The sequence below is a fragment of the Nocardioides sp. Iso805N genome (assembly GCF_000364605.1).
GTDB lineage: Bacteria > Actinomycetota > Actinomycetes > Propionibacteriales > Nocardioidaceae > Nocardioides.
This window is the reverse complement of the sequence record NZ_KB822580.1, coordinates 4,823-28,358: the sequence shown is the minus strand read 5'-3', so window position 1 is coordinate 28,358 and position 23,536 is coordinate 4,823. Positions and strand designations below refer to the sequence as shown.

24 protein-coding genes and 1 pseudogene are annotated in these 23,536 nt (G+C 69.8%); 10 read left to right on the top strand and 15 right to left on the bottom strand.

Translation table 11 applies throughout. The annotated features are described in order from the left end of the window. Positions 1-40: 40 nt before the first annotated feature. The 8 genes from H036_RS0114000 to H036_RS25400 form a co-directional block, all read right to left on the bottom strand. Complete coding sequence (locus tag H036_RS0114000; RefSeq protein ID WP_017935423.1) at positions 41-418, bottom strand: hypothetical protein; 378 nt, start codon at positions 416-418, stop codon at positions 41-43. Positions 419-473: 55 nt separating this feature from the next. After that, complete coding sequence (locus tag H036_RS0113995) at positions 474-722, bottom strand: RNA-binding S4 domain-containing protein (RefSeq protein ID WP_017935422.1); 249 nt, start codon at positions 720-722, stop codon at positions 474-476. Positions 723-727: 5 nt separating this feature from the next. Further along, on the bottom strand, positions 728-1,099 hold the full coding sequence (locus tag H036_RS0113990) for an FKBP-type peptidyl-prolyl cis-trans isomerase (RefSeq protein WP_017935421.1): 372 nt from the start codon (positions 1,097-1,099) through the stop codon (positions 728-730). A 23-nt stretch (positions 1,100-1,122) separates the two neighbouring features. Continuing rightward, on the bottom strand, positions 1,123-2,586 hold the full coding sequence (locus H036_RS0113985) for an APC family permease (protein ID WP_017935420.1): 1,464 nt from the start codon (positions 2,584-2,586) through the stop codon (positions 1,123-1,125). A 172-nt stretch (positions 2,587-2,758) separates the two neighbouring features. Beyond that, complete coding sequence (locus tag H036_RS0113980) at positions 2,759-4,012, bottom strand: DUF445 domain-containing protein (protein WP_017935419.1); 1,254 nt, start codon at positions 4,010-4,012, stop codon at positions 2,759-2,761. A 45-nt stretch (positions 4,013-4,057) separates the two neighbouring features. Then, entirely contained in the window at positions 4,058-5,209 is a 1,152-nt protein-coding gene (locus H036_RS0113975; RefSeq protein WP_017935418.1) for a thiolase C-terminal domain-containing protein, read from the bottom strand. Continuing rightward, the gene (locus tag H036_RS0113970; protein ID WP_017935417.1) at positions 5,206-5,625 is read right to left on the bottom strand and encodes a Zn-ribbon domain-containing OB-fold protein; all 420 of its coding nucleotides are present in this window, start codon (positions 5,623-5,625) and stop codon (positions 5,206-5,208) included. The genes H036_RS0113975 and H036_RS0113970 overlap by 4 nt, the downstream gene beginning before the upstream one ends. 29 nt (positions 5,626-5,654) lie before the next feature. Continuing rightward, entirely contained in the window at positions 5,655-6,512 is an 858-nt protein-coding gene (locus H036_RS25400; RefSeq protein ID WP_017935416.1) for an MBL fold metallo-hydrolase, read from the bottom strand. A gap of 139 nt (positions 6,513-6,651) precedes the next feature. On the opposite strand from H036_RS25400, the gene H036_RS0113960 reads away from it, so the two are divergent. The 6 genes from H036_RS0113960 (at position 6,652) to H036_RS0113935 (ending at position 13,988) form a co-directional block, all read left to right on the top strand. After that, the gene (locus H036_RS0113960) at positions 6,652-7,266 is read left to right on the top strand and encodes a TetR/AcrR family transcriptional regulator (RefSeq protein ID WP_017935415.1); all 615 of its coding nucleotides are present in this window, start codon (positions 6,652-6,654) and stop codon (positions 7,264-7,266) included. Between the two features lie 253 nt (positions 7,267-7,519). After that, the gene (locus H036_RS0113955; protein ID WP_017935414.1) at positions 7,520-8,896 is read left to right on the top strand and encodes an MFS transporter; all 1,377 of its coding nucleotides are present in this window, start codon (positions 7,520-7,522) and stop codon (positions 8,894-8,896) included. A gap of 42 nt (positions 8,897-8,938) precedes the next feature. Then, positions 8,939-9,700, top strand: a complete 762-nt coding sequence (fabG, locus tag H036_RS0113950) for a 3-oxoacyl-ACP reductase FabG (RefSeq protein WP_017935413.1) — start codon at positions 8,939-8,941, stop codon at positions 9,698-9,700. Between the two features lie 88 nt (positions 9,701-9,788). Then, positions 9,789-10,955 (top strand): acyl-CoA dehydrogenase family protein, encoded by a 1,167-nt coding sequence (locus H036_RS0113945; RefSeq protein WP_017935412.1) that lies wholly within the window; start codon positions 9,789-9,791, stop codon positions 10,953-10,955. Next, positions 10,955-13,108, top strand: coding sequence for an acetate--CoA ligase family protein (locus H036_RS0113940; protein WP_232421871.1), 2,154 nt, complete (start codon positions 10,955-10,957; stop codon positions 13,106-13,108). Before H036_RS0113945 ends, H036_RS0113940 begins: the two co-directional genes overlap by 1 nt. A 13-nt stretch (positions 13,109-13,121) precedes the next feature. Next, positions 13,122-13,988: a MaoC/PaaZ C-terminal domain-containing protein gene (locus H036_RS0113935; protein ID WP_232421870.1), complete on the top strand. Its 867-nt coding sequence runs from the start codon at positions 13,122-13,124 to the stop codon at positions 13,986-13,988. A 217-nt stretch (positions 13,989-14,205) separates the two neighbouring features. On the opposite strand, the pseudogene H036_RS25940 reads toward H036_RS0113935, so the two are convergent. The 4 genes and pseudogenes from H036_RS25940 to H036_RS0113915 form a co-directional block, all read right to left on the bottom strand. Beyond that, positions 14,206-15,021, bottom strand: a pseudogene (locus tag H036_RS25940) (SDR family NAD(P)-dependent oxidoreductase). Then, on the bottom strand, positions 15,018-16,571 hold the full coding sequence (locus tag H036_RS22900) for an MFS transporter (protein ID WP_017935407.1): 1,554 nt from the start codon (positions 16,569-16,571) through the stop codon (positions 15,018-15,020). Before H036_RS22900 ends, H036_RS25940 begins: the two are co-directional and overlap by 4 nt. Further along, positions 16,558-17,673 carry an acyl-CoA dehydrogenase family protein gene (locus H036_RS0113920; protein ID WP_017935406.1) on the bottom strand — a complete coding sequence of 372 codons (1,116 nt, stop codon included), beginning with the start codon at positions 17,671-17,673 and terminating at the stop codon, positions 16,558-16,560. Before H036_RS0113920 ends, H036_RS22900 begins: the two co-directional genes overlap by 14 nt. Positions 17,674-17,697: 24 nt before the next feature. Then, entirely contained in the window at positions 17,698-18,936 is a 1,239-nt protein-coding gene (locus tag H036_RS0113915; RefSeq protein ID WP_017935405.1) for an acyl-CoA dehydrogenase family protein, read from the bottom strand. 204 nt (positions 18,937-19,140) lie between these two features. Here H036_RS0113915 and H036_RS0113910 point away from each other — a divergent pair, with 204 nt between their 5' ends. The 3 genes from H036_RS0113910 to H036_RS0113900 all read left to right on the top strand — a co-directional run bounded on the left by H036_RS0113910 (position 19,141) and on the right by H036_RS0113900 (position 20,559). Beyond that, positions 19,141-19,536, top strand: a complete 396-nt coding sequence (locus H036_RS0113910; protein WP_017935404.1) for an adenylyltransferase/cytidyltransferase family protein — start codon at positions 19,141-19,143, stop codon at positions 19,534-19,536. A 53-nt stretch (positions 19,537-19,589) separates the two neighbouring features. Next, a complete protein-coding gene (locus H036_RS0113905; protein WP_017935403.1) occupies positions 19,590-20,234 on the top strand; it encodes an NAD(P)-dependent oxidoreductase in 645 nt (214 codons plus the stop codon). 82 nt (positions 20,235-20,316) lie between these two features. Further along, complete coding sequence (locus H036_RS0113900) at positions 20,317-20,559, top strand: hypothetical protein (RefSeq protein WP_017935402.1); 243 nt, start codon at positions 20,317-20,319, stop codon at positions 20,557-20,559. A gap of 22 nt (positions 20,560-20,581) precedes the next feature. Here the strand turns inward: H036_RS0113900 and H036_RS0113895 are convergent, their stop codons facing one another. Together H036_RS0113895 and H036_RS0113890 are read right to left on the bottom strand one after the other, a co-directional pair. Beyond that, a complete protein-coding gene (locus H036_RS0113895; protein WP_017935401.1) occupies positions 20,582-20,785 on the bottom strand; it encodes a hypothetical protein in 204 nt (67 codons plus the stop codon). A 132-nt stretch (positions 20,786-20,917) separates the two neighbouring features. Then, a complete protein-coding gene (locus H036_RS0113890) occupies positions 20,918-22,177 on the bottom strand; it encodes an MFS transporter (protein WP_017935400.1) in 1,260 nt (419 codons plus the stop codon). 65 nt (positions 22,178-22,242) lie between these two features. Between H036_RS0113890 and H036_RS0113885 the strand changes: the two genes are divergently transcribed. Then, positions 22,243-23,163 carry an ADP-ribosylglycohydrolase family protein gene (locus H036_RS0113885; protein ID WP_017935399.1) on the top strand — a complete coding sequence of 307 codons (921 nt, stop codon included), beginning with the start codon at positions 22,243-22,245 and terminating at the stop codon, positions 23,161-23,163. Here H036_RS0113885 and H036_RS25935 read toward each other — a convergent pair. Beyond that, positions 23,147-23,536, bottom strand: a 390-nt coding sequence (locus H036_RS25935; RefSeq protein ID WP_442852442.1) for an HNH endonuclease signature motif containing protein, incomplete at its 5' end; no start/stop codon positions are given. The two genes, H036_RS0113885 and H036_RS25935, sit on opposite strands and share 17 nt — an antisense overlap.

The following is a 23,536-nucleotide window of genomic DNA, read 5'->3' as shown; positions in this document are numbered from 1 at the left end:
CGGGCCCCCGCCGCCCGCCGGGATCAGGTCGCCGATCCCGTCACTCCTCCGCTCGGTGCGAGCCGCCCAGCGTCGGGTCGTAGTCGTCGGCCCGGTGGTCGACGGCCGGGTCGAGTCGGTCGGCCTCGCGGAGCTTGTCCTCGTGCACCGCCTCTTCCTGGGCGAGCGCTGTGCTCGCCTCGTCAGCCTTGCGCTGCGCGCGCTCGGCCTCGAGCCGGGCGTGCTCCGCCCGCAGCTTGGCCTCGCGGGCCTCGTCGCGGTTCGCGCCGATCTCGGAGCTGTGCGAACGGGCCTCGACGCGAAGCTCGTCGGCGCGAGCACTCAGCTGCTGGCGGTGCCGCGACCGCCACCACATCGCCACTGCGAGCAGCACGACGACAACGATGACCGCAATGATGATCCATCCGATGGTGGACATGGCCACTCCCTTCCGTTTTGGGAGAGGTACCCACCCGGGGATCGCGGACTACCCCCTACCAGGGCAACCCGTCGTCGAAGGTCGCCGAGTCGGCGACCCGGGACGCCAGCCCGCCCAGCTCCACCACGTCCCCATGGTGGAGCTGGCGACCGCGGCGCGTCTCGACCTCGCCGTTGACGCGCACCAGGCCGTCGGCGATCACGGGCTTGGCATCGGCGCCGGAGTCGACCAGGCTGGCCAGCTTCAGGAACTGGCCCAGCCGGATCGACTCGTCGCGGATCGGGACGTCCTGCGGTTCGGCCACGTGGATCAGCTGACGCCGAGCAGGTCGACGACGAAGATCAGCGTCTCGCCGGGCTTGATCACGCCGCCGGCGCCACGGTCGCCGTAGCCCAGGTGCGGCGGGATGACGAGCTGACGACGGCCGCCGACCTTCATCCCCTGGACACCCTGGTCCCAGCCGGAGATGACCTGGCCGATGCCGAGGCGGAAGCGCAGCGGCTCGCCGCGGTTGTAGGACGCGTCGAACTCCTCGCCGGTGCTGTGGGCGACACCGACGTAGTGCACGCTGACGGTCTTGCCGGCCACGGCCTCCTCGCCGTCGCCCTCGGTCAGCTCGGTGATGACGAGGTCGGTGGGCGGGGTCGGGTCGACGAAGTCGATCTCGGGCTTCTCAGTCATGGGACCACCCTACGGCCGCAGCGTCAGAGACCGACCTCGGCCACCGTCTCGGGGACGGCGTCCAGCCGCGGGCCCGGGTTGCGGAACCACGGGCTGCCGGAGATCCAGTAGTAGGCCATCGGGATCAGGCCGAGGGCGACCGCGCCGAAGCCGATCGCCATCTCCGCGCCGGTGAGCCGGTTGGGTCCGAAGCACGACTGGATGAGCAGGAAGATCATGAAGACGGCGCCGATGGCCGGCCAGATGGCGACCAGGATCGCGCTCTTGACGCTGGTGAAGGCGACCTTGCGGTAGGCCACCACCACGGCGATGCCGGCCAGGGCGTAGTAGATGCAGATCTGCAGGCCGATCGCGGTGATCGCGTCGCCCATGATGGTCGAGACGCCACCGAGCTTGGTCGAGGCGACGAAGAGGACGAGCGAGACGACCGTCACCACGACCACCGCGAACCACGGGGTCAGCCAGCGACGGTGGGCAGCACCGAAGATGCTCGGGATGGTGTGGTCGCGCCCCATCGCGAACAGCGTGCGGGTGACCTGGATGAGCGTCGTCTCGAGGGTGGCGATCGTGGAGAGCACCACGGCGAAGACCAAGGTCTTGCCGGCCCAGTTGCCGGCGACCATGTTGCCCAGGTCGCCGAGCAGGTTGTCGCTGTCCTGGACCTGTTGCGCGGTGAACATCATGTTGACCGCGATGGTGAAGATCTCGAAGAGCACGAAGACGCCGACGACCCCGATCATGCCGCCGAGACCGGAGTTCTTCTCGCTGTCGTGAGTCTCCTCGGACAGGTTCGCGGTGACGTCCCAGCCCCAGAAGTAGAAGGCAGCGATCAGGGCAGCACCAGCGAAGCCGCTCATCCCACCGAAGTGACCCCAGCCCCACAGCCAGGACCACTGGAAGGAGGCCGCGTCGCCACCGTGGATCAGGGCGGCGATGCCGAAGACCACCAGGATGGCGACCTCGATGCCGGTCATGATCCACTGCGCCCGCGCGGTGATCGTGACCCCGCGCAGCACCAGTGCCGCCATCACCAGGAAGACGAAGGCGCCGACACCGACACAGGCCCAGGTGTTGTTGGCCGCAGTGTCGGAGAAGAGCGAGAGCGTGTACTGCCCCGCAGGCAGCGACCCCGCGACCATGAAGATCGTTGCGGACACGACCAACGACCAGCCCGAGATGAAGCCCAGCGCGGGGTGCAGCGCGCGCGCCACCCAGGAGTAGCTCGCACCGGCATGGACGTCGAGCTTGCCGAGGTAGCTGAAGGCGATGGCGATACCGAGCATCGGGATCGCGCACCACAGCAGTGCGGCCGGCCCGTACAGGCCGGCGGCGCCGATCAGCAGCGGGGTGGTCGCCGCGAGGGAGTACGCCGGGGCGCTCCCCGCGAACGCCATGATGATGGTGTCGAACATGTGCAGCGCGCCCTCGCGGAGCCCGCCGCGGGACTCGGGATTGCTGGACTCTTGCGCCGGGACAACCGTGGTCACGTCTTCCTCGCCTTCATCGGGGTAGCGACTGTGATGCTAGACACCCGAAGGGCCGACCGGAACACCTTCCATGTTTCGATCCCGTCGCGCTCTGTTAAATCATCGCGTGATTCCGTCGTGATCGGGGTGCTAGAGCCTCGGATCGGTGGCCTGGGGCCGCCTACAGGACCGGCTACAGCACCGCCGCAGCGGCGTGGATCAGCACGCCGACCAGCCCACCGACCAGGGTGCCGTTGATCCGGATGAACTGGAGGTCGCGGCCCACGTGCAGCTCGATGCGGCGCGACGCCTCGCGACCGTCCCACCGCTCGATGGTGTGGGTGATGACGGCGGTCGCCTCCTTGCCGTACCGCTTGACCACGTAGACGACCGCGTCGGCCGCGACCGCCTGGAGCCGGTCACGCAGGCCGGCGTCGGTCTGCAGCCGCCCGCCGAACCGGGTGGCCTCCTCCACCAGCCGGGCACGCAGTGCACTGTCGTCGTCGCGCAGCGCCGAGGTCAGCGCGCGCCGGAACGCGTCCCACAGGTCGATCGAGGTGGCGATCACCTGCGGGTGCTTGAGCAGCCGGTGCTTGAACTGCTCGGCCCGCTCCTGGGTGGCCGGATCGTGCTGGAGGTCGTGGGCCAGCTCGCCGAGCATCTTGTCCAGCGCCAGCCGGGCCCGGTGGCTCGGGTCGTCGCGGATGTCGGCCACCCAGCGCACGATCTCGACGTGGATGCGGGCCGCCGCCGGGTCGCGCAGGGCCGGCGGTATCCACCATGGCGCCCGCTCCCCCAGCACGTCGGTCACCGTGTCCTGGTTCGCGGCCAGCCAATCGTGCAGCTCCACGAGTGCCAGGTCGACCACGCCGCGGTGCAGGTTGTCGGCCAGCGCGCCCTCGAGCGCCCCGCCGAGGAGCGGTGCGATCGGCTCCTCGGCCAGGCGCGGGACCAGTACGTCGTTGACCAGCTCGGCGATGTGGTCGTCGCGCACCCGGCTCAGGGCGGCAGCGGCCACTGTCGAGGCCTCGTCCACCAGCGCGCGGGCGTTGGTCTCTTCGGCCAGCCAGTTGCCGATCCGCAGCGCCGGCTGGACGACCGCGATCCGCTCGCGCAGCACCTCCTCGGCCAGGAAGTTCTCCCCCACGAACTCCTCCAGGCTGTGCCCGATGTCGTCCTTGCGCCGTGGGATCAGGGCGGTGTGCGGGATCGGCAGCCCCAGCGGGTGCCGGAAGAGCGCCGTGACCGCGAACCAGTCGGCCATCGCGCCGACCATGGAGGCCTCCGCCCCGGCGTTGACGTAGCCCAGGAATCCGTCCTTGTGCAGGGTGAGCACGAAGACGACAGCCGCCAGCACGAGCAGCGATGTCGCCACCGTGCGCATCTGGCGCAAGGCCCGTCGACGTACTGCATCGGCTGAGGTGTCCGTGATCGGGCCGGCCGTCATGCGCTCGATTCTGCCGGGAGCCCCCTGACGCGGTGCGATCGCGTCTCAGTCGACCGCGTCGCTGCCCAGCACGAGGGTGGCCGCGGCCATGAACATGCCGCCGTTGCCGAGCACGACCGACACCTTCGGGTCCGGCAGCTGTGCGGCCGCCTCGCCGCGCAGCTGGCGGACGGCCTCCTGGATGGCGAACATCCCGTACATCCCGGTGTGGGTGTAGGAGAGGCCACCACCGTTGGTGTTCATCGGCAGGCTGCCACCCGGCGACGTGTGACCCTCGGCGATGAACGCGCCCGCCTCGCCGCGCTTGACGAAGCCCATGTCCTCGAGGCCGTAGAGCGGCAGGTGGGCGAAGGCGTCGTAGATCATCAGGTGGTCGACGTCGTCGACGCTGATCCGGGCCTCCTCGAAGGCCGCCGCGCTGGAGAGCCGGAAGCCCCGCGAGCTGGTCAGATCCTCCATCTGCGAGACGAGCGGGGCGTCGCTGGCCTCGCCCGCACCGAGCAGGTGCACCGGGCGGTGCCGCTGTGGCAGGTCACGGGCGCGCTCGGCCGACGTCACGATCAGCGCCCCGCCGCCGTCCGTCACCAGGCAGCACTCGAGCAGGTGGAAGGGGTAGGCGATGATCGGCGAGGCGAAGACGTCGTCGACAGTGATCTCCTCGCGGAACATCGCCCGCGGGTTGCGGGCCGACCAGCGCCGCTGGGCGACGGCCACGGACGCCAGCTGCTCCTGGGTGGTGCCGGTGTCCTTCAGGTAGCGCAGCGCCGGCACCGTGAACATGGTCGGCGGCGAGATGATGCCGTACGGCGCCTCGAACTGCCCCGGCATCGAGCCGGGATCGCGGGTGTACGACGGCGCGCCGACGCGCGACCTGCCGGACTCCCCGTGGGTGATCAGCACGGTCGTGCACAGCCCGGCCGCGATCGCCGCGGCCGCGTGACGCACGTGGAAGAGGAACGACGTACCGCCGACGCTGGTGGAGTCGAGCCACGCCGGCGTGATGCCGAGGGCGTGCGCGACCGCGAGCGGACCCGGTGCGGACACACCAGCCACGCCGTCGATGTCGTGCACGGACAGGCCGGCGTCGGCGAGAGCGTTGTGGGCCGCCTCCAGGTGCAGCATCAAGGTGGAGTGGCCGGGCAGCTTGCCGACCCGATCGGTCTCGGCTGCTCCGATGATCACGGCTCCGGTGCTCATGCCTCCACCGCCTGACCGGCCGGTGCGAAGACGGGCACGGTGATCTCACCGCGATCCTCGAACCTGACCTCCAGGGCCATGTCGAGCACCAGTCGCTCGGGCGTGGGCTCGACCTCGACGATGTTGGTCATCATCCGCGGTCCCTCCTCGAGTTCCACGATCGCGATCGCGTACGGCGCGTCGAAGCCCGGCGCAGCGCGCTCGGAGATGATGTACGACGCCAACGTCGCGCGGCCGCTGGTGACGAACCACTCGACGTCGGCCGAGCCGCACTGCGGGCAGTAGGGCCGCGGGTAGAAGTAGGCCTGGGTGCAGGCGCGGCAGCGCTGGATGCGCAGCTCGCCGGCTCGGGCACCCTCCCAGTAGGGAGCGGTCTCCGGGGTCGGCGTGGGCAACGCCTTGGTGGACGCGGACATGAGCTTCCTCTCGAGGTCGGTCGGCGGGTTCAGGGATGCGTGGGGGTGACGGTGTCGTGGCCGTGATGACCGTCGTGGCCGTGGCAGGCATGCGTCGCGCGCTCGTCGAGCACCAGCTCGCGGGTCGCCCGGACCGAGATCTCGGCGGCTCGGCGGCGCAGCTCGGGGATGTCGGGGTAGATGTGCGCCGTCAGGTCGGCCGCACGAGTGACGCCGGCGTCGAGCAGGCGCGCGACCTGGGCGACCCGCAGGCGGCGTACGGCGACGGCGCGGTCGATCACCGGCCCGGCGTCGCCTTGCGGCTCGCCGTGGCCGGGCAGCAGCGTCGTGTCGTCGCCAGCCAGCTCGCGCAGCCGGGCCGAGGAGGCGAAGAAGTCGGCGAGCCGGCCGAAGACCGCCGCCGAGCGCCGGCCCAAGATCGTGTCGCCGCTGAGCATCAGCCGCTCCCGCGGCTCCCAGAACGTCAGCGAGTCGTCGCTGTGACCGGGCGTGTGGAGCACTTCGAGGTCCAGCCCGTCGATCCGGATCCGGTCGCCCTCGCCGATGACCTGGTCCGCGACGTGGGGCGCGTTGGCGTAGACAGGTGCGTCGGTGCGTCGGCCCAGCTCCGCGGCACCTGGCGAGTGGTCGTCGTGATCGTGCGTCACCAGGATGCCGGCAACGCGCCAGCCGCGCAGCCGAGCCGTCTCGAGGATCGCGTCCAGGTGGGAGGTGGTCGTCGTACCAGGGTCGACGACCAGGCATTCCCCGCCACCGGGTGTCCCGAGCAACCAGGTGTTGGTGCCCTCGTAGGTCCACTCGCTGGCATTCGGAGCCAGCAGGTGCCAGGCCGCACTGCCGACGGCCGTGGCCACACCGGCTCGCGGCGGCCAGAGGGATGTCTTCATCGCACTCCTCGAAATCAGACTCATGTACGTTCTAGAATATGGTTCTAGCATGTCCGAGGCTCCCTGCCAATGACCTCGATCCAGACCACCGCCGATCAGCGTCGGCGTAGGGTGTGAACACCGACCAAGGGGGTGAACGATGACGAGTGCACGCGCACAGGCAGAGCCCTCGCGCCCCACCCGGCAGTGGAGCCGTACCACCGAGACGCGGGGCGCGATCCTCGCCGCCGCCCGCGCAGTCTTCATCGAGCACGGCTTCACCAACGCCAACGTCAGCGACGTGGTCCAGCACTCGGGCAGCAGCGTGGGGAGCATCTACCACCACTTCGGCGGCAAGACTGAGCTCTACCTGGCCCTGTGCGGCGAGTACCAGGACACCCTCCACGACGCCTCGACCCAGGCGGTCCAAGAGCTGCGGGCGAGCGGCGAGCGCGACCCGCTGCAGCTCTTCCTGGCCGGCGCACGCGCCTACCTCGAGCAAGCCTGGACCAACCAGGATCTCGCGCGCGTCGTCCTGTCCGGCGACCACCCGCCCGACGTCGACGCCTGGCGGCGACAGCGCAGCCAGGACTGGGTCCGGGAGAACGGCCTGCTGCTCCGCGTGCCCGAGAGCGCGGCCGGGCGCGTGCTCGTGCTCGCCCTCACCTCGCTGATCGGCGACGCCGCCCGTCTGATCAGCGAGACCGACTCGCGGCGCGAGGCCTACGACGTCATCGACGCCACCTTGGAGATGGTCCGCAAGATCGCCGGCTGAGCAGGCGCTCACCGAGTCCGCCAACGACACAGCGAGATCCGCGGAGCCTCCCCCCGCGCGTCAGCCCCAGCTCCTCCAGCGGGTCCCGCCCGCCCGGCCCAGCCGGCGGGCCTTTCGACGTACCCGCCTCCCAGACGAATCTCGGCAATTCCTTCCAATGTGACGCTTGACACACGCGTTCGGCGAACCTACGTTGACGGTGGTTCTAGAACCGAATTCGAAGTTCGGTTCCATCCTTCACATCGGAGGTGTCATGGCGCTCGAATCGCTGTGGAAGCGCGACCTGTCGCGGTATCCCGCTCCCGCCCATCGCTGGCTGCTGCTGATCGTGACCACGCTGGTGACGGTCGCGCTCTACTACAACTACTACGTGCTCGGCTCGGCCGCCCCGCAGATCATGGGCGAGTTCGCGTGGAGCCTGGACAAGTACATCTACATCGGTGCCATCGCGACCCTCGTCGGCGCCATCAGCGCCATCGCCGCCGGCATCGGCGACAAGCTCGGACGCTCCAACCTCCTGCTGACCGCGACCGGCGTCAGCCTCGTCTTCTCGTTCCTGATGTCGCACGCCCACAACGGCAACGTCTTCATCGTCCTCTACTGCCTGCTGGGTCTCTTCGAGGGCTTCGCCCTGGTGATGAGCTCGACCCTGATGCGCGACTTCTCGCCGCGCGTGGGTCGCGGCCTGGCGATGGGCATGTGGACGGTTGGTCCGGTGGGCGGCAGCTACATCTCGAGCAAGGTCGCGGGTCACCTGCTCGGCCACGGCCACGACTGGCGCGACCTCTACACCATCGCCCTGGTCTCCGGCATCGTCGTGTGGGTCATCGCCATCGCGCTGCTGCGCGACCTGGCACCGGAGATCCGCAACGAGATCATCGTCGAGGCCGAGGGCAGCTCGCTCGAGGTCAAGGCCGAGTCCGATCTCCAGGACGCCTCGCTTCCCGGCGTTCCCGGCTCCACCCGGTTCGCCGGCCTCGCCGACCGGCTTCCGCCACGACTGGTGATCCCGGCCCTCGGCGTCTCGCTCTACCTGCTGATGTACTTCGCCGCCGTCTCGATGTTCCCGCTCTACCTCGAGTCGATGTTCAAGTTCGAGCCGTCAACCGCGAACAACATGATGTCGCTGTTCTGGCTGGTCAACGTCGTCGCGGCGCTGATCTTCGGCGGCCTCTCTGACTGGCTGCGGGTGCGCAAGCCGTTCCTGCTCGCCGGCGCGGTGATGTTCTTCATCGCCTGCCTGCTCTTCACCCTGCGCCTGGGCCACCCCACCAGCCAGACCGCGATGACGTGGATCCTGGTGCTGATGGGCGCCGTCGTCGCCTGTGGCTTCGCCCCCTGGATGGCGGCCATCAGCGAGACCGCCGAGGAGCTCAACCCTCGCCGGGTCGCCTACGGCATGGCCATCTTCGGCTCCGTGCAGCGCCTGGTGATCATGGTCGTCTCGGTCGTGATGCCGCACGTGGTCGGCACCGAGGCCGGCTGGCGGCACTGGTGGATCGTCAGCCTGATCGGCATCGTGCTCTACATCCCGACCATCCCGGCCCTCTGCGGCGGCTGGCGTCCGGGTCGGGCCAGGACCCGCACCGTCGACGCCGATCTCACGGTCGCCTCCGCGTCCCGGTCCTGACCGGCCCGTACGCACTCCCTCAACACCCATGACAGGAGAGACATGACCCACCTCAACTCGAAGGTGGCGGTGGTCACCGGGGCCGCCCGCGGCATCGGTGCCGCCACCGCCGCCCGGCTCGCCCTGGACGGCGCCACCGTGGCCGTGATCGACCTCGACGAGACGCAGACCAAGGAGACGGCCGACGCCATCGTCAGCGCCGGCGGTAGCGCGATGGCGGTGGCCTGCGACGTGTCGGACGAGGCCGCCGTCGCCGAAGCGGCCGAGCGGATCCGCGCCGAGGCCGGATCCATCGACGTACTGGTCAACAACGCCGGCGTCCTGCGCGACAACCTGCTGTTCAAGATGTCGCTCTCGGACTGGGACACGGTGATGAGCGTCCACCTGCGCGGGAGCTTCCTGTGGGCGCGGGAGGCGCAGAAGACGATGGTCCAGAACCGCTGGGGGAAGATCGTCAACCTCTCCAGCACCTCGGCCCTGGGCAATCGCGGCCAGACCAACTACTCGGCCGCCAAGGCAGGTCTGCAGGGCTTCACCAAGGCGATGGCGCTCGAGCTCGGCCCGTTCAACGTCAACGTGAACGCAGTCGCCCCCGGCTTCATCGTCACCGAGATGACCCGGGCCACCGCAGCGCGGACAGGCGTCGACTTCGAGGAGATGCAGGAGCGGGGCGCCGCGAACATCCCCCTGCGCCGCGTCGGCAGGCCCGAGGACATCGCGAACGTCGTCTCGGTGCTGTGCAGCGAGGACACGTCCTACGTCACCGGCCAGGTCATCTACGTCGCCGGCGGCCCCAAGGCCTGACCCTCCCCGGCTCCCTCCCGGTGCCCACCTGCCGGCGATCTCGGGAGGGAGCCGCCTCCGACACCCGCCAGATGCGAAAGGAAAGACCTTGATCGACTTCTCCCTCTCCGACGAGGAACGTGCCATCCGCGACACCGTCCGCAGCTTCATCGCCCGTGAGGTGATGCCCCTGGAGGACCAGGTGCTGCGCAACGAGCGCGATGGACTCCCCGGCCTCGACCCGCAGCAGCACAAGGAGCTGCAGGACAAGGCGAAGGCCTCCGGCCTGTGGGGCATCAACACCCCCGAGGAGTACGGCGGCGCAGACCTCGGTCCGGTGATGTCGGCGATCACCGCGATGGAGTCCGGGCGGACCTTCGTGCCGTTCCGGTTCGGCGGCTCGGCCGACAACATCCTCTACGCGGGCAACGAGGACCAGAAGCGTGAATACCTCCTGCCCACCATCAACGGCGAGCGGCACAGCTGCTTCGCCATCACCGAGCCCGGCGCCGGCTCGGACGCCCGCAACATCCGCACCCGCGCCGTCCGCGACGGCGACGACTGGGTGATCAACGGCGAGAAGATCTTCATCACCGGCGGCAACGAGGCCGACTTCGTGATGCTCTTCGCGGTCACCGACCCGGAGAAGGGCGCCAACGGCGGCGTCACCTGCTTCCTGGTCGACCGCGACATGGGCTGGAAGTCCGAGCCGATCCCGACCATGGGCGAGTGGGGTCCGGCCTCACTGAACTTCGAGAACGTGCGGGTGCCGCACCGCAACATCCTCGGCGAGGAGGGCAACGGCTTCGGCCTGGCGATGCAGTGGATCGGCAACGGCCGCTTCATGATCCCGGCCGGCGCGATCGGCGCCGCCGAGCGGCTCCTGGAGATGGCGATCGAGCATGCCAAGAACCGGGTCTCGATGGGCCACCCGATCGCCGACTACCAGGCGATCCAGTGGCAGATCGCCGATTCCCACGTCGAGATCGAGTCGGTCAAGCTGCTCACCCTGCGGGCCGCCTGGCAGCTGCAGCAGGGCGAGGACAACCGGCACGCCTCATCGCTGGCGAAGCTCTCCGGTGGTCTGATGGCGAACCAGGTGGTCGATCGCGTGCTGCAGATCCACGGCGGCATGGGCTACACCAAGGAGCTGCCGATCGAGCGGTGGTATCGCGAGCTGCGCCTGCTGCGCATCTTCGAGGGCACCGACGAGATCCAGCGCCGCACGATCGCGCGCAACCTGCTCAAGGGTCACGTCAAGCTGGGAGGGATCTGATGACCATGACTATGCCGACCGCCCCGACCGAGTCCGCGATCGTCACCCCCGAGCAGGTGGCGGCGCTGTTCAACCCGCGCTCCATCGCTCTGATCGGTGCCACCGACAAGTCGAACTGGTCGCTGAGCATCTACGCCAACCTGCTCAACCACGGCTTCACCGGCCCCATCCACCTGATGAATCCCCGCGGCGGCATCGTGCACGGCCAGCAGAGCTTCGGCACGATCGCGGAGCTGCCGGCGGATGTCGACCTGGCCTTCGTGATGGTGCCCACCACGGTGATCCTCGAGGTGATCGAGCAGCTCGCCGACCACGGCATCCGCTCGGCGGTGGTGCTCACCTCCGGCTTCGGCGAGATCGGACCGGAGGGCGCCGAGCTCGAGCGCCGGGTGGTCGAGCTCGCCCACGAGCGCGGCGTCACGCTGCTCGGCCCCAACGGCAACGGCTTCATCAACGCCGCGCAGCGGATCACGCCGTACGGGCTGAACATCCCGGGACCGCTGCTCAGCGGACCCGTCGGCGTGGTGCTGCAGAGCGGCGCCCTGGCGAGCGCCGTGCTCGGCTTCGCACAGGCCCGCAACATCGGGATCAGCCTGCTGGTCTCGATGGGCAACGAGTCGATGCTCACCCTCACCGACGCGATGCGCTACCTCGTCCACGATCCCGACACCAAGGTGGTCACGCTCTTCATCGAGTCGATCCGTCACCCCGAGGAGTTCCTCGAGGTGGCCCGGGAGGCGCTCGCCCTCGGCAAGCCGGTGGTCGCGCTCAAGGTGGGTCGCAGCCAGAAGGGCTCGACCGTCGCCAAGGCCCACACCGGGTCCCTGGTGGGCGACGACCGGGTGATCGACGCGATCTTCAAGCAGTACGGCGTGATCCGCGTCGACTCGCTCGAGGACCTGATCATCACGGCGGGACTGCTGGCCGAGACCGGATCGCTCCCCGGTGGCCGGATCGGTTTCGTCACGCCGTCGGGCGGTGCCTGCGAGATCGCGGCCGACCGGGCCGAGGACGAGGGACTGGAGATCCCCGACTTCGCGCCCGAGACGGTCGCCGGCCTCAAGCGGGTCGTCCCCGACTTCGCCACCGTGCAGAATCCGCTCGACGTGACCGGCTACATCCTGGTCCACCCCGCGCTGCTGCGTGAGGCCCTCGCCGTCGTCGACCGCGACCCCGGGATCGACGTGATCGTGCTGGCCAGCGAGCTGAGCCGCGAGGAACCCGACGATCCGACCCGGATCTATGAGATGGCGCGTGGCACCGCCGACGCCATCCGAGCGTGCGAGAAGCCCGTCCTGGTGATGGGCAACACCCTGGTCGACATCACGCCGTTCGGTCGCCAGGTCGCCGGCGAGGTCGGCTTCCCAGGCGTGCTCGGTGGCATCCACCACGCGCTGGCCGCGCTCGGACGCGCGGTTCGCTGGTCGGAGTTCCAGCGCACGTACGCCGCAGACGGCACCGCCTCCGCGCCGTGCGAGCCCGAGCTGTCCGTCGAGGCGACTGCTGGCAGCACGTGGACCGAGCACGAGGCGGCGGCGCTGCTGGAGCGTCACGGCGTCCCGGTCGTGCCGCAGGACCTGGCCGCCTCCGCCGAGGAGGCGGTCGCGGCCGCCGAGCGGCACGGCTACCCGGTCGTGGTGAAGCTCGCCGCGGCGGATGTCGCGCACAAGAGCGACATCGGTGGGGTGCGACTCGGACTCACCACGGCCGACGACGTACGTGCTGCCTTCGACGCCGTCACTACGGCAGGACGAGAAGCGGGCGCGGAGGTCCAGGGCGCCGTCGTCCAGCCGATGCGCGGTGCCGGCGTCGAGCTGCTGGTCGGGATCGTGCGCGATCCGCTCTGGGGTCCCGTGCTGGCGGTCGGACTCGGCGGCGTGTGGGTCGAGATCCTGCACGACAGCGCGCTGCGAGTCCTGCCGGTGACCAAGGACCAGGTGCTCGATGCGCTGCGCAGCCTGCGGGGAGCACAGCTCTTCGAGGGCGCTCGTGGCACGGAGAAGGTCGACCTGGATGCCGTCGCCGACGCCGTGATGGCGGTGGCGACCCTCGCGGACAGGCTCGGTGAGCGGCTCGAGTCACTTGAGATCAACCCGTTGCTGGTGCGCGGCTCGCAGGTCGAGGCACTCGACGCCCTGATCACGTGGCGGTGACACGCGCATGCCGATGAACCTCGACGCGGTCGGTGCCGTCGCTGGACCGTTCACCGTCACCTGGAGCCCTGACGACGCCCTGCTCTACGCCCTCGGCGTCGGAGCCGGCCAGGACGATCCGCTGGCCGAGCTCGCGTTCACCACCGAGAACAGCGACGGAGTCGAGCAGCGCGTGCTGCCGACCTTCGGAGCGATCCTGACCGGGTTCCGAGCCCCGTCCGACGGCTCTGCCAAGCCGCGCCTCGACCTCGGCACCTTCGACCCTGCCCACCTTGTGCACGCCGAGCAGTCGGTGGCGCTCTCCCGAGCGCTGCCGACCGCGGGGACGATCGAGGTGACCACCCGGCTGGAGGGCATCTACGACAAGGGCTCGGGGGCGCTGGTCGTCAGCGAGACCGAGGGCCGGCTGCCCGACGACGCCGAGGACTCCCCCACGGTCGTCACCCGCTCGGCGATCTTCATCCGCGGCGAGGGCGGTTTCGGCATCAAGGGGCCGAGCGATCCCTGGCACGTCGCCGAGCGCGACCCGGATCTCGTGCTCGACGCGTCCACCCGAGCGGACCAGGCGCTGCTCTACCGCCTCTCCGGGGACCACAACCCGTTGCACAGCGACCCCGCCTTCGCCGCCCGGGCCGGGTTCCCCCGGCCGATCCTGCACGGCATGTGTACCTACGGCGTCGTCGCGCGCGTCCTGCTCGGCGCCCTGGCCGACGGCGATCCTGACCGGTTCGCCTCGATCAGTGGGCGCTTCAGCAAGCCGGTCTTCCCCGGCGACCGGCTGCAGGTCTCGGTCTGGCAGGACAGCGACGAGACGCGGTTCCGGGTGACCGGGCGCGAAGGCGCGGTGGTGCTTGACCGAGGCACGTTCCGCGTCCGCTGAACCACTCATGAAGCCTCCGGGCCGCCCGTCGGGCGGCCCGGAGGCTTCGCAATATGCCGGCGCGGCCCCGCAATGCCGAGTACGACGCGACCTGGAGTGGGGGCGTGGGCACAGGCGAGGCGCCGACAGAGGCGCTGTCGGACGACGCGCCGCGACGAGGAGCGCCGCGCGGCGGGAGGCCTGCCTCGAGGACGCCCCACATCGGATCCGACGAACTTCAGCCGACGGCGATGGCAAGCTCGGCGAGCAGCTCCTGGGAGTAGGCCACCCGGCCGGTGAGTCCGACGGAGCCGTCGGCGCGCGTGACCGGCGCCCGGCACAGCGCCAGCGCTGCCTCGGCCATCACCTCCGGCTGCTCCGCCCGCGGATCGTCCCTGGTGGTGAGGTGGTGGAAGAGCGTCCCAGGCGTGGGGACGACGTCGGTGGGAGCGAGCGCGTTGACAGCGATGCCGTCGGCGTACACCTCGGCGGCGAGGCCGGTGCTGAACCGCTCGAGGGCGGCCTTGCACATGCCGTACACCGTTCCGCCACCCACCCGGGCGGGGGGCAGAGCGGGGTGCCGCGCGGCGACCGAGGAGATGTTCAGGATCCAGCCGCGGCCCCGCTCACGCATGCCCGGCAGCACGAGCTGAGCCAGGTGCAACGGAGCCTCGACCTGTACGGCGAGCATCAGGTCCATCCGTCACGCCGCGAACGACTCGACCGGTGTGAAGTAGGTGACCGCGGCGTTGTTGACCAGAATGTCGACCCGGCCGACGGCTGCCAAGGCCTCGGCGACCAGTCGCTCGCGCTCGTCCGGCCGGCTGAGGTCAGCCGCGATGGCGACAGCACTGCCGCCCGCGGCGGTGATCGCCTCCACCGTGTCCCCGAGGGTGCCAGCCAGCTTGGAGTCGGCCTGGTCGACCGTGCGTGCGGTCACCACGACCGTCGCCCCCTCGGCCGCGAGTCGGACGGCGATCGCCGTGCCGATGCCGCGACTGGCACCGGTCACCAGCGCCACCTTGCCGGCGAGTGTCTCGACGTCGTTGTTCATCGGCTCATCTCCTCCTGCCCACATCGGTCGATCGAAACGCGTGGAGCGACGGTGGCCGCTCGTGCAGCGGGGTTGGTCGCACGGCGACCGGCGAGGGTCGCCCAGACGCACAGCACCGAGGTGAGCAGCATCAGAGCGATCGCCCAGCGGTAGCCCGTGATCAGCTCCTCGACGGCTCCACTGCCGACGCCGGAGAGGGTGCCCTCGAAGATGTCGTGTCGCATCGAGCCCGCCAGGGGTGCGCTGATGATCGTCAACGACAGTGCCGTGGTGACGACGATGCCGGCGTTCTGCGACATGATCCGGACCGCGTTGGTGATGCCGACCCGCTCCAGCGGGAGCGCCTCGAGCATGCCGGTGCTGTTGGAGGGGATGAAGCTGCCCGAGCCCAGCCCGACGGCGACCGTCGCGACCACCACCAGCCAGTAGGGCGTGGTGGGCGAGAGCACGAGCAGGAGCATCACCAGGCCGACCATCGTCACTACGGTGGAGCCGATCGCGACGGCGTGCGCGCGATAGCGGCGCAGCAGCAGCCCGGCACCCGAGGAACCGAGGATCGCTGCAGCCGAGAGCGGAAGCACCTTCAGACCGGCGGTCCCTGCCGAGTCACCTCGTGCCGCCTGGAAGTAGAGGCCCACGAGCAGCACGACCGCGAATCGCGACATGGTGCCGAGAAAGCCCGCCAGGACGCCGTAACCGATCAGCGGCTCCCGGAACGACGCCAGGTCCACGACGGGATGAGCGGACCGCTTCTCGACGTAGAGGAACGCCACCGCGGCGAGCGCGAAGACGACGACCCCGAGCAGGATCCAGGGACTGGTCCAACCCAGCGTCCCGACCTCGGAGAGCGCCAGCAGCAGCGAGCCGAGCCCGACCAGGACCAACACGTTTCCCACCGGGTCGAGGTGCACCCGCTCGGCCGAGCGCGGCATCTTCTGCAGCACCACGAAGGCAGCGACCCAGGCCACCATCCCCAGCGGCACGTTGAACCAGAAGTCCCAGTGCCAGCCCAGACGGGCAGCGATCAGGCCGCCGACGCTCGGCCCGAGCAGCTGAGCCACCGAGAAGGACGCCAGGTAGAGCCCGAAGCCGACCCCGAGCAGCCGGCCGGGGAAGCTCATCGTCACCAGGGACGCGCTGTTGGTGATCAGCATCGCGCCCGCGACGGCCTGCAGCACGAGGCAGCCGATCAGCACCCAGACCGTCGGCGCGAAGCCGGCTCCCAGGCTGCCGAGGGTGAACAGCGCGATGCCGGCCAGGTACATCTGGCGGCGACCCAGCACGTCGGCCAGACGACCGAAGACCAGCAGCAGGACGGTGTTGGTGAGCATGGAGGCCAGCAGGATCCAGCTGGCCTGCCCGCTGCTGGCATGCAGGCTGCGCACGATCGTCGGCAGCGAGATGTTCAGCGCGCTGCCGCTCAGGCCGCTCATCAGGGAGGCGAGGCACACGATGGCCAGGACCCGCCAGGCCTGACGCAGGTCAGGCTCGGCGGCGCCCTCGCCGTACGTCGCCTCGCCGACCGGGGCCGCTGCCTCAGATGCCGACACGCTCGGCGAGGTTCTCGCGGTGGAAGTCACCGTCGCCCAGGAACAGCTGGGCGGACTTGGCCCGCTTGAAGTAGAGGTGCGCGTCGTGCTCCCAGGTGAAGCCGATGCCGCCATGGATCTGGATGTTCTCGGCGGCTGCGTGGAAGTAGGCCTCCGAGCAGTAGGCCTTGACCAGGCTCGCCACGATCGGCACGTCCTCGCCGTCGTCGGCGACCGCCCACATGCCGTAGTAGGTCGCCGAGCGCGCCGACTCCACCCGCAGCAGCATCTCCGACGCCTTGTGCTTGATCGCCTGGAAGCTGCCGATCGGCTGATCGAACTGCTGACGCACCTTCGCGTAGTCCACCGCCATGTCGAGTGCCGCCTGAGCCCCGCCCAGCTGCTCGGCAGCCAGCGCGATCGCCGCCTTGTCCAAGGTCCGGGCGAGCGACGTCTCGGCCGCGCCGTCGGTGCCGATCAGCCGAGCCGGCGTCCCGTCGAGGACGAGCCGGGCAAGCCTGCGGGTCTGGTCGAGGGTGGGCAGCTCCGTGCGGGTCAGGCCCGACGCGTCAGCCTCGACGGCGAAAAGGCTCAGCCCCGCCGACGTGCGGGCAGCGACCAGGATCAGGTCGGCCACGTGCCCGTCGACGACGTAGGACTTGGCACCTGTCAACGACCAGCCGTCGCGCTCGGGGACGGCCGACAGCGTGATGTCGCCGAGGTCCCACGAGCCGCTGTCCTCGGTGAAGGCGAGGGTGGCGAGCCGGCTGCCGTCGGCGATGCCGGGCAGGAGGTCGCGACAGGCAGCATCGTCACCCGCGTCGAGCAGCGCGTACGCCGCCAGCACCACGCTGCCGAAGAACGGCGAGGGCACCAGGCCACGCCCGAGCTCCTCCAGCACGATGGCCAGGTCGACGAAGGAGGATCCGGCTCCGCCGTACTCCTCGGGGATGGCGATGCTCTGCAGGCCCATCTGGTCGGCGAGCTGCCGCCAGACGCTTGCGTCGTACCCGGTCTCGGACTCCATCTGCTCCCGCACCGCGCTGAGCGGTGACCTGGCCTCGATGAAGCGACGGACCGAACGACGCAGCTCCTCCTGCTCGGGGCTGAACACGAGTTCCATGGGTTCTCCTCTCGGGGCGTGGGACTAGCGGGTGGCCGGCTTCGGGGCCGGCTTGTGGCCACCCTCTCGGGGCAGGCCCAGGGCGCGCTCGGCAATGATGTTGCGCTGGATCTCGCTGGTGCCGGAGTAGATGGTCCCGGCGCGGCTGGCCAAGAAGACGTCCTGCCAGTGACTGACCTGGTAGCCCTCGCCCTCGGGCCGGACCAGCCCCTCGGCGCCGAGCAAGTCGATGGCGATCTCGCCGAGGCGCTTCTCGTACTCGCTCCAGAACAGCTTCGAGGTCGAGGCCTCCGGGCCGGGGTCGCGTCCTTCGGCGAGCTGGGAGAGCAGCCGCAGGCCGCTGAACCGCATGATCTGGACGTGGGTGTAGGCCCAGGCCAGCTGCTGACGGATCAGGGGATCACGCTCGCGGCCCAGCTTGCGGGCCAGGTCCACCAGGTCCCAGAACTCTCGCTCGAAACGGAGGTGCTGCGTGGTGGCGCTGCCGCCGCGCTCGAAGCCGAGCGTGGTCATCGCGACCTTCCAGCCGTTGTTCAGGCCGCCCACCACGTTGAACATGGGCGCTCGGGCCCCGTCGAAGAACTCCTGGCCGAACTGGGCCGCGCCGGTCATCTGCTTGAGCGGGCGCGCCTCGATGTTGTTGTCCAAGAACGGCACCAGCACGTAGGAGAGGCCGCGGTGCTTGGGCGCTGCGGTGTCGGTGCGGCACAGGACGAACATCATGTTCGCCCGGTAGAAACCGGAGGTCCACACCTTCTGGCCGGTGATCACGATCTCGTCGCCGTCCACCACGCCACGGGTCTCGACACTGCCGAGGTCGGAGCCGTGGTCGGGCTCGGAGAAGCCCTGGCAGTAGACGTCCTCGGCGGTGATGATGCGCCGCAGGAAGTGCTCCTGCTGCTCGGCCGTGCCGTGCGCCATCAGCGACGGTCCGACCATGCCCTCGCCGAAACCGCGCCGGATCCGCGGAACGCCGGCGCGGTGGAATTCCTCGGTCAGGATGGCGTTCTCGACCGGGCCCAGGCCGCGGCCGCCGTACTGCTCGGGCCAGGACGCGCAGATCAGCCGAGCATCCAGCAGCTCCTGCTCCCAGGCGGCGTACTCGGGGCTCTGCTCGGGCTCGGCGTTGACGCTGTGCCCGCCCGTCATCGCGGCGGCGTTCCAATCCGTCATCGCGGCCAGCTCCGCCGGCGCGTGTGCCGCGATCCAGCCGCGGATCTCGGTGCGGAACGCGGCGGCCTCCGGCCCCAGGTCGATCTCCATCCATGACCTCCTTCGATGCGGCCCGGGACGGAGCTGACACGACGTCCGACCGATGCCGTTTTAGAATCTGGTTCTATCGAGCATAAGACATCACGGCACAGGCGTTGTCAATGGTGATCTTAACTAGAGGGCGATTCTAGAATCGTCAGCGCGTGATGGTTGTCGGTTCCTCCCCCTCAGGGCAGCCATGACAGGATTCTCCGCATGTCTCGCACGGTGATCACCTTCGGCACCTTCGACGTCTTCCACGTCGGTCACCTCCGCATGATCGAGCGCGCCTCCGAACTGGGCGAGCGCCTCGTGGTCGGCGTCAGCGCCGACGAGCTCAACCGGCGCAAGAAGGACCGCGACCCGGTCTTCAGCGAAGCCGAGCGGCTCGCGATCGTCGGAGCCCTCAAGCCGGTCGACGAGGTCTTCATCGAGGAGAGCCTGGAGCTCAAGCGCGACTACATCCTCAAGTACAGCGCCGACGTGCTGGTGATGGGCGATGACTGGGCCGGCCGCTTCGACGAGTTCAACGACGTCTGCGAGGTCGTCTACCTGCCGCGCACGCCGGCCATCTCCACCACCGCCCTGATCGAGAAGATCGCACAGGCCTGAGGTCGGCGTACCCCGCCCGGAATGCGGGAGCGGCCCGGCGGGTTGAGCCGGGCATGAGCAACCTTGTGATCTTCGGTGGCACCGGCTACGCCGGCAGCAACATCGCGGCCGAGGCCGCCAAGCGCGGCCACCACGTCATCTCCTACTCCCGCAACCTGCCCGAGCAGGGCATCGACGGCGTCGAGTACCGCGCAGGCTCGATCGCCGACACCCACGTGCTCGGCCACGCCGGCCAGGACGGCGACGACATCGTGGTCGCCGTGCACGGCGCCGACGTGGACGGCGAGAAGCTCGTCGACGTGCTGCCCAAGCTGGTCGCAGCGGCGCTCGCCAACGACGCCCGGCTGGCCTTCGTCGGCGGCGCCGGTAGCTCGCTGGTGGCTGAGGGCGGCCCGCGGTTGATCGACACCCCGGACTTCCACGAGGAGTGGAAGGCGGAGGCGTCCTCGCACGCGGAGGTGCTCGAGGCCCTGCAGCGTACGCCGGAGGAGCTTCGCTGGTTCTACGTCTCCCCCGCCGCACTGTTCGGCTCCTTCGCCCCCGGCGAGACGACAGGCGCCTACCGCACCGGCGGCGACGTGCTGGTCACCAAGGAGGACGGGTCCTCGGAGATCTCAGGCACCGACTTCGCGCTCGCCTTCGTCGATGAGATCGAGCAGTCCAACCACCCGCGACGGCGGTTCACCGTCGGGCACTGAGCCCGGCCCTCCCCGATATCGGTGACGAGAGCCCCGCGCCCCTTGACGTAACCGGGTCGCCGGGGCTCTCGTTGTTGACAACATGGACGGCACCGACACCCTGCTCGCGCTCACCAGCCAGCTGCCGCATCAGGACCGCGACCTGGCGCTGGACGTGTGCGTCGAGGTGATCGCGATCGCGCCCGAGCTGCCCGGAGGCCATCCCGGCCGGGCGGCGCGCAGCGCCGCGATGGTGCTGCTGGAGCTGGCGTTGCCGGAGCTGGACAGGAAGCTGCGCAGCGAGCTCGCACACGCCTGCGAGCGGGCCGTGGTCCTTCCGCGCTGAGCTTCCGCGACGAGCGACGGGCTCACACGTCAGGCTCGACCTCAAGGTCGTTGGGATAGTCGTCGTCCTCGCCGGTGACCGGGGTGGACTGCTCGAGGAGATCGGCGTCGTCCACGTCGTCGTGCGGTGTTGGCCCGTCGACGGTCCCCTCCTGATCCTCGCCCGTCATCGGGATCGACTGCTCGTCCACGTCGGCCGGGTTCGCGTCGTCGGCGTACTGGCTCATGGGTTCCATAGTGCCCCCGTGCGGCATCGTCATGCAGGCCCCAGCGTCGTTGAGTCCGGGCTTTGTACGGGTCGAGTCCGGGCTTTGTACGGGTTGAGTCCGGGCTTTGTACGGGTCGAGTCCGGACTTCGGTCAGGCGGCGCTCTCGAGCGCGGCCCGCTGGCGATGCTCGCGGGCCATCGCCGGAGTCGCGTACGCCGAGTAGCGCGGCGTCCAGCGGGCCAAGCCGAGCGCCGCGGCCAGGCCGAGCAGGCCGGTGACCGAGACGCCGAGGCCGAGGACCGCGACACCGGCGATGACCGCTGGGATCACCGGTCCCAGGGCGTTGCCGGTGTCGCTGAGCAGCCGCCAGACCGAGAAGAACGTCGTGCGGTCGTCGGCCGGAGCAGCGTCGGCGCCGATCGTCATCATGACGCCCGAGCCGATGCCGTTGCCGACGCTCATGACCACGGCGATGAAGCCGAGAAGGACGGCGCCGTGGGCCAGCGGCAGCGCGATCATGCCGACTCCGAGCAACACCATCGCGGGCACCGCGACGGCAAGACGACCGAAGCGGTCCATGACGTGGCCCGAGGGGTAGAACAGCGACATGTCGGCGGCGTTGGCGATGCCGAAGATGAGGCTGGTAGCCGTCGCGCTCAGGCCGATGTGGGAGGCCCACAGCGGCAGCACGGTCTGCCGGGCGGCACGCACCGCCCCGACCAGGAGCACAGCGGTGCCGAGCGTCAGGAAGAGCTGGCGGTGAGCGGTGAACATCGCGCGTGCAGTGGTGCCCCCGCGTTGGGCGGGCGGTCTGTCTCCCGCCTTCTCCTGGTCGGGTACGACGATCAGGATCGCGGCGGTCGCCAGGGTCGCGGCGACCGCGACGCCGAAGGCCGCGCGGGTGTTCCACAGCTCGATGGCGAGCGCGCCGATGAACGGTCCGATGAACAGCCCGATGCGATGCGCCCCCGCCAGGGTGGAGAGCGCACGGGCGCGCTGGTGCACCGCCACCACCTCGGACACGTACGTCTGCCGCGCCAGGTAGAAGGCGGAGGTGCACATCCCGATCACCAACTGGGAGAGCGCCAGCATCCACAGGTCGTGCTCGACCCAGCAGCCGATCAGGGCGAGGGTCGTGATCCCTGCCGCGAGCAGCATCGCGCGTCGATCGCCCAGCCGGTCGACGATCGACGCAGCCGGTACGTCGCCCAGGACCCGCCCGATACCGGCCAGCGAGAGCATGAGACCGGCGACGCTGGTGGAGGCGCCGGCGTCGAGCGCGACCAGCGCAATGATCGGGGCGATCGCGCCGTTGCCGATCTCGTAGACCAGGGCAGGCAGCAAGGCGGAAGCGGAGATGCGACGAAGCACTGCGCCGGTGGTCTCGGGAGCGTCGGATGCCGTCGTCATCGTTAGCAATGCTAATCGTCTCGTCTGGGCGGCCCAGCCTCGGGTCACCTGGTGTGATGGATGCCGTGACGACAGCCGACCGTGCCTGCGGCGTACTCCTCGGGCTGGCGTGTGGCGACGCCCTCGGGGTGCCCTACGAGTTCGACCTGCGCCGTCTCGGGCCGGGTGAATCGCCGGCGATGCTCGGCGGTGGTGCCGGAGACTTCGCCCCCGGCGAGTGGAGCGATGACACATCGATGGCTGTGGCGGTCGCGGAAGGGTTGAGGATCGGGCACGATCTTCCGACGCGACTCGACGCGATCGCCCGCCGCTTCCTCGACTGGTATCACACCTCTCCCCCGGATGTCGGGATCCAGACCCGCGGCGTCCTCGACGGGCTCGACGCCGACCTGCCTCACCTGGGCGCCGCCATGTCCACGCGCGCCGTTGTGTATGCGAAGACGCACCCGCACGCGGCGGGCAACGGTGCACTGATGCGGACAGCACCGGTCGCGCTCGCCTACCTCGACGACCGTGGCGCGTGCGCGGAGACCGCCCGGGCCGTCGCCGCCCTGACCCACGCAGACCCCGACGCGGCCGACTCATGCGTGCTGTGGACCGAGGCCGTCAGGCGTGCCGTCGCCGGAGGCGGGATCGACGTTGCCTCAGGTCTCGACCTGGTCCCCGAACCGGATCGGTGGCGCGGCTTCCTCGACGAGGCGGCGAGCGGCGACCTGGCACGCTTCACGCCCAACGGCTGGACGGTCAGGACCCTCCAGGTCGCGTACGGCGCCATCCTCCGCTCGGGCCACCGGCTCGAAGATGCCCTCACCCTCGCGATCGAGGTCGGCGACGACACCGACACTGTCGCGGCAGTCGCGGGCACCCTGCTCGGCGCTCATCACGGCGCGTCAACGTTGCGGCAGGAATGGGTGACGGCGATCCATGGCTGGCCGGGTTACACGGCCACCACGCTCAGCGACGTCGCGCTCAGCCTGATGCGGTAGTCCACATCAGGCGCGTCGTGTCGCGACGCGGGTCCGGGTGAGCCAGTGCCTTGGCGTCGACCTCAGCAGCCAGCAGGGACACCACTACGTCCGAAGTGGCAGCCCGGCTCCGGCTGACAGTCTTGCGTCGGTAGCGGTAGTCGCCGTTGGCGAGTCTGATGGTTTCGTAGGTGGGGTCGTGGGCTCGTCTGTGGTGGTGGCCGCAGAGGAGGGCGGCGTTGGTGAGGTCTGTGGGTCCGCCCTGGCTCCAGGGATTTTCGTGGTGGGCATCGCACCAGGTCGCGGGCACCGTGCAGCCCTCGGCTCGGCAGCGCTGGTCCCGGATCTTCAACGCTTTGTGCTGGGCCGGTGAGAACAGCCGTCTGGCTCGGCC

Excerpts from the sequence above, each read along its gene's own strand:
- H036_RS0114000 (WP_017935423.1), bottom strand. The coding sequence starts at position 418 with ATGTCCACCATCGGATGGATCATCATTGCGGTCATCGTTGTCGTCGTG.
- H036_RS0113990 (WP_017935421.1), bottom strand. The coding sequence starts at position 1,099 with ATGACTGAGAAGCCCGAGATCGACTTCGTCGACCCGACCCCGCCCACC.
- H036_RS0113980 (WP_017935419.1), bottom strand. The coding sequence starts at position 4,012 with ATGACGGCCGGCCCGATCACGGACACCTCAGCCGATGCAGTACGTCGA.
- H036_RS0113975 (WP_017935418.1), bottom strand. The coding sequence starts at position 5,209 with ATGAGCACCGGAGCCGTGATCATCGGAGCAGCCGAGACCGATCGGGTC.
- H036_RS0113970 (WP_017935417.1), bottom strand. The coding sequence starts at position 5,625 with ATGTCCGCGTCCACCAAGGCGTTGCCCACGCCGACCCCGGAGACCGCT.
- H036_RS25400 (WP_017935416.1), bottom strand. The coding sequence starts at position 6,512 with ATGAAGACATCCCTCTGGCCGCCGCGAGCCGGTGTGGCCACGGCCGTC.
- H036_RS0113960 (WP_017935415.1), top strand. The coding sequence starts at position 6,652 with ATGACGAGTGCACGCGCACAGGCAGAGCCCTCGCGCCCCACCCGGCAG.
- H036_RS0113955 (WP_017935414.1), top strand. The coding sequence starts at position 7,520 with ATGGCGCTCGAATCGCTGTGGAAGCGCGACCTGTCGCGGTATCCCGCT.
- fabG (WP_017935413.1), top strand. The coding sequence starts at position 8,939 with ATGACCCACCTCAACTCGAAGGTGGCGGTGGTCACCGGGGCCGCCCGC.
- H036_RS0113940 (WP_232421871.1), top strand. The coding sequence starts at position 10,955 with ATGACCATGACTATGCCGACCGCCCCGACCGAGTCCGCGATCGTCACC.
- H036_RS0113935 (WP_232421870.1), top strand. The coding sequence starts at position 13,122 with ATGAACCTCGACGCGGTCGGTGCCGTCGCTGGACCGTTCACCGTCACC.
- H036_RS0113920 (WP_017935406.1), bottom strand. The coding sequence starts at position 17,673 with ATGGAACTCGTGTTCAGCCCCGAGCAGGAGGAGCTGCGTCGTTCGGTC.
- H036_RS0113915 (WP_017935405.1), bottom strand. The coding sequence starts at position 18,936 with ATGGAGATCGACCTGGGGCCGGAGGCCGCCGCGTTCCGCACCGAGATC.
- H036_RS0113910 (WP_017935404.1), top strand. The coding sequence starts at position 19,141 with ATGTCTCGCACGGTGATCACCTTCGGCACCTTCGACGTCTTCCACGTC.
- H036_RS0113905 (WP_017935403.1), top strand. The coding sequence starts at position 19,590 with ATGAGCAACCTTGTGATCTTCGGTGGCACCGGCTACGCCGGCAGCAAC.
- H036_RS0113900 (WP_017935402.1), top strand. The coding sequence starts at position 20,317 with ATGGACGGCACCGACACCCTGCTCGCGCTCACCAGCCAGCTGCCGCAT.
- H036_RS0113895 (WP_017935401.1), bottom strand. The coding sequence starts at position 20,785 with ATGAGCCAGTACGCCGACGACGCGAACCCGGCCGACGTGGACGAGCAG.
- H036_RS0113890 (WP_017935400.1), bottom strand. The coding sequence starts at position 22,177 with ATGACGACGGCATCCGACGCTCCCGAGACCACCGGCGCAGTGCTTCGT.